The organism is Eubacterium sp. CAG:156 (genome assembly GCF_000434315.1).
GTDB lineage: Bacteria > Bacillota > Clostridia > Lachnospirales > Lachnospiraceae > Eubacterium_U > Eubacterium_U album.
The window spans coordinates 1-9,485 of the sequence record NZ_FR878175.1; the positions used below are offsets into that span (position 1 = coordinate 1).

Below are 9,485 nucleotides of genomic sequence, written 5' to 3' on the forward strand. Positions count from 1 at the left end.
AAGGAATGTTTCACGTGAAACATTCCTTCTTTTAACTACTTACTTATTTCTTTTAAACAAACATTTATTTCTGATATTTCTTTATCTATTTTTTTTATATTTTCAGCTAATTCATTGTTAATTTGTGCTATAGTAACAATCTTGGTTCCTAATTCCTTTATTTCATGCTGATTAAATGTATTTGTTTCTCTAAATTTAGGTGAAAATATTTCTAAAGCTTCATCTGATATACTTTTCATTCTCTCTATAATAATATTTGTCTCTATTATTTTCTGCCTATTACTATTATATTTAGAAACGCATTTTTTTCTCTCATCTGTCAGCTTTTTAATTCTGTTTTCTAAATATTCTTTAGTTTTTTTCATATTTTACTCCTAACAACTAAATAATTAGCCTATATCTGTATTTGTAATTACATAGATACATTTAACCAATATACATAAACTTATATTATAGGTTCTTTTGAAGGTAACCCTGGTTTTCTAGGATATTTTTTAGGTGTGTTTTTTATTTTCTTGATATTAATAATTTTTCTCTTTATATCTGTATCAGGTAAATTAAAATCAACAATTTCCTCTATTTCTCCACCTAATACTTTAATTGCATTTTTTCCAATATTAATTTCATTCATGCATCCATCAGCTTTGTAACAAATAAAGTAGCCATTTAATTTAATGAATGGAATACAATATTCTGAAAGTGTTGATATATTAGCTACTGCTCTTGATACACATAAATCATATTTTTCTCTGTAATTAGAATTTTTTCCTAAATCTTCAGCTCTACCATGAACCAATTCAATTTTATCCAATCCAAGTTTATTTATCACTTCATTCAAAAAGAGAAGTCTTTTATTTAAAGAGTCCATTAGAGTAATTTTCAAATTTGGAAACATAATTTTAATAGGTATTCCGGGAAATCCTGCACCGGTTCCAACATCAATCAGACTTTCATCTCCATTTAATTTAATACTTTTAACTAAAGATAAACTATCAACAAAATGCTTTTCAACAACCTCTTCAAACTCTGTAATGCCTGTTAAATTCATTACCTTATTTTTTTCAACCAACATTTCATAATATTTAAGAAATTGACAACATTGTTCTTCACTAATATTTATATCTAATTTTTCAATATGATTTCTTATAAATTCAATTTTGTCCATATATACCTACTTTTTATTTATTTTTATGCTGTTCCATATATATAAGAAGAACTGAAATATCAGCTGGTGAAACACCTGATATTCTAGACGCCTGTCCTATGTTTATAGGTTTATACAATGTAAGTTTCTGAACTGCTTCTTTTCTTAAGCTTGATACCAATGTATAGTCAAAATTTTCAGGTATTTTTTTATTTTCCAACTTTTTAAATTGAGCAACCTGCTTCATTTGTCTTGAAATATAACCATCATATTTAATATTTATATTTATTTGTTCAACAATATCTTCAGGTAAGTCTTTCTTTTCATCGTCAAACTGACTTATTTTTTGATAATCCAATTCAGGTCTTCTTATTAATTCAGCTAATGTTGTTCCTGTCTTAAGTGGAGTACTTCCAACAGATACTAAAAATTCCTGAACTTTTTTGTTAGCACCTATTGCATATTTATTTAATCTCTCTATTTCTTCTTTAATTACTTTCTCTTTATAGCAAACATAATCATATCTTTCTTTTGAAATCAATCCAATTTCATATCCAATCTTTGATAATCTAAGATCGGCATTATCCTGTCTTAATAATAATCTGTATTCTGCTCTTGAAGTCATCATTCTATAAGGTTCGTGACTTTCCTTTGTAACTAAATCATCAATTAATACTCCAATATATGCCTGTGATCTATCAAGAACCAGCATTTCTTTTCCCTGAACTTTTCTTGCAGCATTAATTCCGGCAATTATTCCTTGTGCTGCAGCTTCTTCATATCCTGAACTTCCATTAAACTGACCTGCACTAAATAATCCTGAAATATTCTTAAACTCAAGACTTGGCAATAATTGTCCATATTCTATACAATCATATTCTATTGCATATGCATTACGTACAATTTTAACATTTTCAAGTCCCGGAACTGTTTTGTACATAGCATACTGAACATCCTCAGGTAATGATGATGACATTCCACCTAAGTACATTTCATTTGTATACATTCCTTCCGGTTCTATAAAAACTTGATGTCTGTTTTTATCTGCAAATTTTACAACTTTATCTTCTATTGAAGGGCAATATCTAGGTCCCGTACCTTCAATCATTCCTGAAAATAATGGGGATCTATTAATATTATCCCTTATAATCTTATGAGTTTCTTCATTTGTATATGTTAACCAGCATGAAATCTGTTCTTTTTGTACACTTTCAGGGTCTGTTTCGAATGAAAAAGGAACTACTTTTTTATCACCAAACTGTTCTTCCATTTTACTAAAATCTATAGAACGTTTATCTACTCTTGCCGGAGTCCCTGTTTTAAATCTACGCATTTTTATACCATTCTTAATTAAAGAATTAGTTAATAAATTTGCAGCCATAAGACCATTTGGTCCTGTATATTGACAAATATCTCCATATATACATTTTGCTTTTAAATAAACTCCTGTAGCCAAAACAACTGCTTTTGCATAATAAACTGCACCTGATGCTGTTTTTACTCCTGTTATTTTTCCATCTTCAACTAAAATTTCTGCAACTTCAGCCTGTCTTATTGTTAAATTATCTGTATTTTCAAGAGTTTTTCTCATTTCTCTTGTATATTCCTGTTTATCAGCCTGCGCTCTTAATGAATGAACTGCAGGTCCTTTGGATTTATTTAACATCTTAGATTGGATAAATGTTTTATCTATATTTTTTCCCATTTCTCCACCAAGAGCATCTATTTCTCTTACTAAATGTCCTTTAGAAGTTCCACCTATATTAGGGTTACATGGCATTAAAGCTATGCTATCTACGCTTACTGTAAATACAATAGTATTATTTCCTAATCTTGCAGACGCAAGTGCCGCCTCGCATCCTGCATGTCCCGCTCCTATAATTACTACATCATATTTTTCTTCTACATGTGCCATTTTATTTTCCTCTCCAAATAGAACTTTTATTATTTTCCCATACAAAACTTACTAAATATCTCATTTACAAGGTCATCTTCTACGCTCTCACCAATAATTTGTCCTAAATATGTGTATGCATCCATTAAATCAATAGAATAAAAATCTTCAGGCATATCATTCTCTACTGATTTTATAACCTCTTCAATACTATTCTTCGCATTGATAAGTGATTCTTTTTGTCTTGCATTTGTTATATACAATTCATCATTATATTTAACTTTTCCTTCATAAAATAAATCTCTTATTTTATTTTCTAATTCATCCAACCCATCTCCTGTTTTTGCAGAAAATGTAATTACAGGTTTATTGTCAAATTCAGAAATATTTTTTTTATTTATAATTGTTCCTAAATCTGATTTATTAAGTAAAACAATTGCCTGTTTATCTTTTATCAAATTAATAATTTCTTTATCATTTTCATCTAATTCTTTCGATGCATCTGCTACAAATATAACTAAATCACTTTTTTCAGCAAGTTCTTTTGCCTTATTTACACCGATTTGCTCAACTACATCTTCAGAATCTCTAATGCCCGCAGTATCAATTAAATTAAGAAAGACACCGTTTAAATTAATGCTTTCTTCTAAAGTATCTCTTGTAGTTCCTTCTATATCAGTAACAATTGCTCTTTCTTCCCCAAGAAGTAAGTTCAATAAAGAAGATTTTCCTGCATTTGGCTTGCCTAAAATTACAGTCTTAACTCCTTCTTTAACAATTCTTCCATTATCAAAATTGTTAATTAATCTTGATAGTTCACCATTAACCTCTTCAAGAATCTTACTTAATTTATATGAATATCCATCAATGCTTATATGCTCAGGGTCATCAAGTGCTGATTCTATAAAAGCTATATTATAAATAATTTTTTCTCTTAAGCTTTTGATTTTTTCAGAAACTCTTCCATTTAACTGCTCTATTGAACTTGATAAAGCAAATTCATTTTTTGCATTTATTACATCCATGACTGCCTCTGCCTGAGACAAATCCATTCTTCCGTTTAAGAAAGCTCTTTTTGTAAATTCACCCGGCTCAGCTGTTCTTGCACCATTTTTTAATACAATTTCCAATATCTTTCTAATAACTATCATTCCACCATGACAATTAATTTCAACTACATCTTCTCCTGTATATGAATGTGGTCCATTCATAACTGAAACCAGTACTTCATCAATTACTTTATCATTATCAACTATATGCCCATAGTTAATTGTATGTGATTTTACATTAACTAATTTTTTATCACTATTTACTGATTTAAATATTTTATCTACAATTTCAATTGCTTCATCACCACTTACTCTTATTATTCCTATTCCGGAATTACCTGATGCTGTTGCAATTGCTGCTATTGTATCAACCACTTTCATCTCATTACCAAGCCTTTCAAATTAATCAACTTTTTGTCATTAATTTTTCTTTACTCAAGATGTGCAAATTAACTACACATAATAAGCCATAATAATTTAGTATAACACATATTTTTCAAAAAGAAAACGTAGCAGTTATAACTGCTACGTTTACCTATGTTATATTTTATTATCTTTTTAAGATTACAACAACATGTCTGTATGGTTCTTCACCTTCACTCTTTGTTGTAACATATTTATCATTCTGTAATGCTGAATGAATAATTCTTCTTTCATATGGATTCATTGGCTCAAGAGATACCGGTTTCTTAATTCTCTTAACCTTAAATGCAATGTTTTTAGCAAGATTTTCAAGAGTAGCTTTTCTACGTTCTCTGTAGTTTTCTGTATCTAATTTTACTCTTAAATATTTTTCGCTTTCTTTATTAATAACGAGACTTACAAGATACTGTAATGAATCAAGAGTCTGCCCTCTTTTTCCAATAAGTATTCCCATATCATCTCCTACTAAATCAATATTTACAACACCATCTTCTTCGTTGATATCCATATTAATTTTTACAGTTAATTCCATTGCTTCAAAAACTTTTCCTAAAAATTCTCTTGCAATGTCTTCAATTGACTGATTTTTTCTAGCTTTAATGACTGCAGGCTTACTTCCTATTCCTAAGATTCCGTTACTGCCTTTGCTAATAACTTCATACTCTAACTTATCAGTTGTTGTTCCTAAATCAACACATGCATTAGTTAAAGCATCATCGATATTCTTTCCTGTATATTCCTTAAAATCCAACACTTTCACCTCTATTTTTTGTTTCTTTCATTAAAGTCATTTACCATATTTACTCTAGAACCAATGCTACCGTTCTTTTTCTTCATATTTTTCATTTTAGCTTCTTCAATTATCTTTTCTTTTTCTGCAAAAGATTTAGTTGAATTTGCTTTGCTTGAAACTGACTTTGTATTTGTAGATGCAGCCTTTAATACCTGTTCTCTATAAACACCGTTTTTCTCATTTCTAGCAATTCTTTTCTGCTCAGCTTTTTCTTTATTCTTTTCAATAATTTCGTTAACATCCATTTTCTTTAAATGCATATTAATAAATATCTGCTGAATCATCATAGCTGCTGAACTTGTTACCCAATAAATACCAATACCTGATGCAAACATATAACACATATAAACTGACATCAATGGCATCATAATATTCATCATTTTCATTGAACCGGCCATTGGATTATCCTGTGTATTTGTTGCTGCACTATTTAATTTCATTGATAATGTAACACTTAAGAACTGAGTTAAACCAGCTAATACAGGAATTAACAATACTAAAATAATAGGTAATCCTGCTTTAAGCATCTGTGATGGTGAATCACTTAAGTTATAACAAAAGAAATTGTTAATATTATGAATATGATCATAAGCTTTATCAACTACTGAACTATCAATAGTATCAACTAATTTACTTAAACTAAATCCATCAACTTTTAATGTTGCTCTGTTGTATCCTGACATAACATCAATACAATTATTAACCTGCTGTGTTGTTAAATCAGAAAATGAATCTACTTTATAAGTAAAGAATTCTTTAATCTGACTTCCATTCATATTTTGTAATATTGTCAAATAATAATCTTTAACAGAACTTACATATGCCGGAATATTCATAATAACTCTATATAAAGCTAAGATAATAGGCATCTGAATAAGTAACTGTAAACAACTTCCTGTAGGTGAAACACCATACTTATCATATACAGCCTTAATTTCTTCCTGCTGTGCAAGCTGTGATGCCTGATCAACTTTATTTTTATATTTTTTCTGAATTGCCTGAATTTCCGGATTCATTACTGAATTCAATTTTGAAAATTTCTGTTGCTTAATTGTACTTGGAAGCATTAACATTCTAATTACTACTGTAAAAACAATAATACATAATCCAATACTTTCAATTCCTATAGAAGAAAAAATAAAGTAAATTGCTTCAAGTATTTTTCCTAATATCCAAGCAAATGGCATTAATATACCACTCTGCTGTGTAGCTAATAATAATTCCAATTATTCCTCCTTAAGGCACAGGATCATAGCCCCCTTTAGAGAAATGGTTACACCTTAAAATTCTCTTTATGGCTAAAAACGATCCTTTTAAAGGTCCATATTTCTGTAAAGCTTCTATGGCATACTGAGAGCATGATGGTATAAATCTGCAACAAGGCGTAATTTTCATAGGTGAAATAAATTTTCTATAAAATTTTATACATCCTATAAGAATAAAATTTATACCTTTAGATAATTTCTTTATCATCTTCATATACCCTCCCATAAATGTACCATATAGAAGTTTTTTTCATTTTCAAGTTACAAACATATTCTAAAATGATAAAAAAGCTTATTTACATGCTTTTTTCATTTAGAATTCCATTGATTTTTCCTAAATGCAACAATGCACTTTCAATTTCTTTATATTTTCTGTCCTTTGCACTTTCACGTGCAATTACGACAATGTCCAAACCACTATTGAACATTTCTTTATTTAGTCTGTAGCTTTCCCTTATTAGACGTGTCAGATGATGTCTTATTACACTATTTCCTACTTTTTTACTTACTGATATTCCTAATCTGTTACTATCTAATTGGTTTTCAAGTACATACATAACTAAATATTTATTTGCCTTTGATTTTCCATTTTTATAAACATTTTGAAAATCTCTATTCTTTTTTAGCGAGTCATAACTATTCATTACAATACCTCTTTAAAATAAGAAAAGAAAAAGGCCACAAAACTGCGGCCTATGCTGACAATACTTTTCTTCCTTTTGCTCTTCTAGCTGCAAGAACTTTTCTTCCGCCTGCTGTGCTCATTCTTGATCTAAAACCATGAACTTTTGATCTCTGTCTCTTTTTTGGCTGATATGTCATTTTACCCTTATGCATTCCGATACACCTCCTTACGCACTATAATAAAACATCATTTCAATTATAATGGCAAGTTAATTTTACGTCAAGCATTTTATTTTTTGTTAATTTTTATTATTTTTTTGATTTACTTTACATAACATTTGCGGGTAATTAACACCAGTTATCAACATTTTATTAATAAAAAGTTAATAACTCACATTATTTTTTCCTTTTACCTCCCATTTATTCACACTTTTATAAGTTATTAACATTAATAACTTTTTTTATTAATAAAATTATTGTTATTTTTTGTCGAATTATTTGTAAACCTATTTTTTATTTTATGTAAACTTATCACAAAAATTTTTCGTTATTTTTCCACAAAATCTTTTTTCTCTATTTTACATCAAAATTTTTACACGTTTATTAGTTTCTTCTTTATTATATATAAGTTGAAAACATTTTTGTTTTTTGCTATTATAATTATGTGTATAATTTTGCGCATTTTTTTACTTTTAGAAGTTTATTTTATAAAAAATAGGAGAATTATTTATGTATTCTACATTGATTGAAAAATGGCCTGAGATTCTCAATACGTTTAAACAGGATTACGATATTTCTGATGTTTCCTTCAAAACATGGATAAAACCATTGCAGGTTAAATCTTTTGAAGACAATGTCGTAACTTTAGTTTATCAGGGTGAAACTGAGATGCTTGGTCTTCAATATATAAAGAAAAAATACCAGATTCCATTAAAAGTAACTATTGAAGAAATTATGAAAATGGAACTTGAACTTCAGTTTGTTTTACCATCTGACATTAAAGATGAACCAAGTGAAACCGAAGAACATATTACAATTAATGAATCAGCTTCACTTACAAGCAGAATTGCTGAAGCTAATTTAAATAGTAAATATACTTTTGATACATTTGTTGTAGGCTCTAACAATATTTTAGCCCACGACACATCTCTTGCAGTTGCTGAGTCTCCAGGTGGAATCTACAATCCTTTATTTATCTATGGAGGTGTAGGTCTTGGTAAAACCCACCTTATGCAATCAATTGGTCATTTTGTATTAAATAAAAATCCTAACGCTAAGGTTTTATATACTACAAGTGAATCTTTTACTAATGAACTTATTGAAACACTACGTAATAAAAGCGGTAATCAACAGGAAATGTCTGATTTTAGAGCAAAATATCGAAATGTAGATGTTTTACTTATTGATGATATACAGTTTCTTCAGAAAAAGGAAAGTACTCAGGAAGAATTTTTCCATACTTTCCAGTATTTGTATATGCATAAAAAAGCCATTGTTATTAGTTCAGATAGAAAGCCTAAGGACTTAGAAGGACTTGAAGACAGATTGGTTAACAGGTTTGAATCTGGATTAACAGTAGATATCCAAAGTCCTAATTATGAAACAAGAATGGCAATTTTGAAAAAGAAAGTTGAAGTTGAAGGTATAGATATACCTAATGACGTATTAGATTACATTTCAACAAATGTTATTTTCAATATTCGTGAACTTGAAGGCTCATTAACTAAGATTATTGCTTTTAGTAAAATCAGCAATCAGACTATTGATTTAGATTTTGCTAAAGATGTTCTTAAGGATTATATTTCACCTGAAGAAGATAACACAATAACATGTAAAAAAATTATCGAAGTAGTTGCTGATCATTTTGGAATTTCACCTAATGATTTAGCTTCTAAGAAGCGTTCTAAAGAAATAGCATATGCCAGACAGGTATGCATGTACATTTGTAAAACGCTTACCGATGAGACAAATAAGAAAATTGGATTAGCTCTTCATAAAGACAATCCATCTACCGTAATATATGGAGTTAATCAGATAAAAGAAGAAATGGCAAGAGACATAAATACTAAAAATATGGTGGAAGTTATTATTAAAAAGCTTAATACGAAGTGAAGTTATTAACATTTTTGTATTAATAACTACTATTTTGATGTTAATAACTATATTTTCAGTATTAAAATGTTATTAATATATTGTTAATATCCTACTTTTATATTTTTAAGCTATTAACATTTTTTATTAACAATATCCTCAAAATGTTAATAGTTTTTAAAATTACTCATTTGTTATTAAT

General features: G+C 28.6%; 10 protein-coding genes. 1 reads left to right on the forward strand and 9 read right to left on the reverse strand.

Features of this window, described 5'->3' with window-relative positions; translation table 11 throughout:
• Nucleotides 1-35: 35 nt before the first annotated feature.
• From ABMA45_RS08480 to rpmH, 9 genes are all read right to left on the reverse strand, one after another.
• On the reverse strand, nucleotides 36-365 hold the full coding sequence (locus tag ABMA45_RS08480; protein WP_022089461.1) for a hypothetical protein: 330 nt from the start codon (nucleotides 363-365) through the stop codon (nucleotides 36-38).
• Nucleotides 366-445: 80 nt separating this feature from the next.
• A complete protein-coding gene (gene rsmG, locus ABMA45_RS08485) occupies nucleotides 446-1,165 on the reverse strand; it encodes a 16S rRNA (guanine(527)-N(7))-methyltransferase RsmG (protein ID WP_022089462.1) in 720 nt (239 codons plus the stop codon).
• A gap of 13 nt (nucleotides 1,166-1,178) precedes the next feature.
• Nucleotides 1,179-3,059: a tRNA uridine-5-carboxymethylaminomethyl(34) synthesis enzyme MnmG gene (mnmG, locus tag ABMA45_RS08490; RefSeq protein WP_022089463.1), complete on the reverse strand. Its 1,881-nt coding sequence runs from the start codon at nucleotides 3,057-3,059 to the stop codon at nucleotides 1,179-1,181.
• 29 nt (nucleotides 3,060-3,088) lie between these two features.
• The gene (gene mnmE, locus ABMA45_RS08495) at nucleotides 3,089-4,468 is read right to left on the reverse strand and encodes a tRNA uridine-5-carboxymethylaminomethyl(34) synthesis GTPase MnmE (protein ID WP_022089464.1); all 1,380 of its coding nucleotides are present in this window, start codon (nucleotides 4,466-4,468) and stop codon (nucleotides 3,089-3,091) included.
• A gap of 169 nt (nucleotides 4,469-4,637) precedes the next feature.
• The gene (jag, locus tag ABMA45_RS08500; protein WP_117910210.1) at nucleotides 4,638-5,261 is read right to left on the reverse strand and encodes an RNA-binding cell elongation regulator Jag/EloR; all 624 of its coding nucleotides are present in this window, start codon (nucleotides 5,259-5,261) and stop codon (nucleotides 4,638-4,640) included.
• Between the two features lie 11 nt (nucleotides 5,262-5,272).
• The gene (locus ABMA45_RS08505) at nucleotides 5,273-6,529 is read right to left on the reverse strand and encodes a YidC/Oxa1 family membrane protein insertase (RefSeq protein WP_022089466.1); all 1,257 of its coding nucleotides are present in this window, start codon (nucleotides 6,527-6,529) and stop codon (nucleotides 5,273-5,275) included.
• 10 nt (nucleotides 6,530-6,539) lie between these two features.
• A complete protein-coding gene (yidD, locus tag ABMA45_RS08510) occupies nucleotides 6,540-6,776 on the reverse strand; it encodes a membrane protein insertion efficiency factor YidD (protein ID WP_022089467.1) in 237 nt (78 codons plus the stop codon).
• Between the two features lie 88 nt (nucleotides 6,777-6,864).
• Complete coding sequence (gene rnpA, locus ABMA45_RS08515) at nucleotides 6,865-7,212, reverse strand: ribonuclease P protein component (protein ID WP_022089468.1); 348 nt, start codon at nucleotides 7,210-7,212, stop codon at nucleotides 6,865-6,867.
• Between the two features lie 49 nt (nucleotides 7,213-7,261).
• Complete coding sequence (gene rpmH / locus ABMA45_RS08520) at nucleotides 7,262-7,405, reverse strand: 50S ribosomal protein L34 (protein ID WP_022089469.1); 144 nt, start codon at nucleotides 7,403-7,405, stop codon at nucleotides 7,262-7,264.
• Between the two features lie 516 nt (nucleotides 7,406-7,921).
• Here rpmH and dnaA point away from each other — a divergent pair.
• Entirely contained in the window at nucleotides 7,922-9,304 is a 1,383-nt protein-coding gene (dnaA, locus tag ABMA45_RS08525; protein ID WP_022089470.1) for a chromosomal replication initiator protein DnaA, read from the forward strand.
• Nucleotides 9,305-9,485: the final 181 nt, after the last annotated feature.

What these genes read in the sequence shown, in the direction of transcription:
- ABMA45_RS08480 (WP_022089461.1), bottom strand. Translation starts at nt 365, where the DNA reads ATGAAAAAAACTAAAGAATATTTAGAAAACAGAATTAAAAAGCTGACA.
- rnpA (WP_022089468.1), bottom strand. Translation starts at nt 7,212, where the DNA reads ATGAATAGTTATGACTCGCTAAAAAAGAATAGAGATTTTCAAAATGTT.
- mnmG (WP_022089463.1), bottom strand. Translation starts at nt 3,059, where the DNA reads ATGGCACATGTAGAAGAAAAATATGATGTAGTAATTATAGGAGCGGGA.
- yidD (WP_022089467.1), bottom strand. Translation starts at nt 6,776, where the DNA reads ATGATAAAGAAATTATCTAAAGGTATAAATTTTATTCTTATAGGATGT.
- mnmE (WP_022089464.1), bottom strand. Translation starts at nt 4,468, where the DNA reads ATGAAAGTGGTTGATACAATAGCAGCAATTGCAACAGCATCAGGTAAT.
- rsmG (WP_022089462.1), bottom strand. Translation starts at nt 1,165, where the DNA reads ATGGACAAAATTGAATTTATAAGAAATCATATTGAAAAATTAGATATA.
- dnaA (WP_022089470.1), top strand. Translation starts at nt 7,922, where the DNA reads ATGTATTCTACATTGATTGAAAAATGGCCTGAGATTCTCAATACGTTT.
- rpmH (WP_022089469.1), bottom strand. Translation starts at nt 7,405, where the DNA reads ATGCATAAGGGTAAAATGACATATCAGCCAAAAAAGAGACAGAGATCA.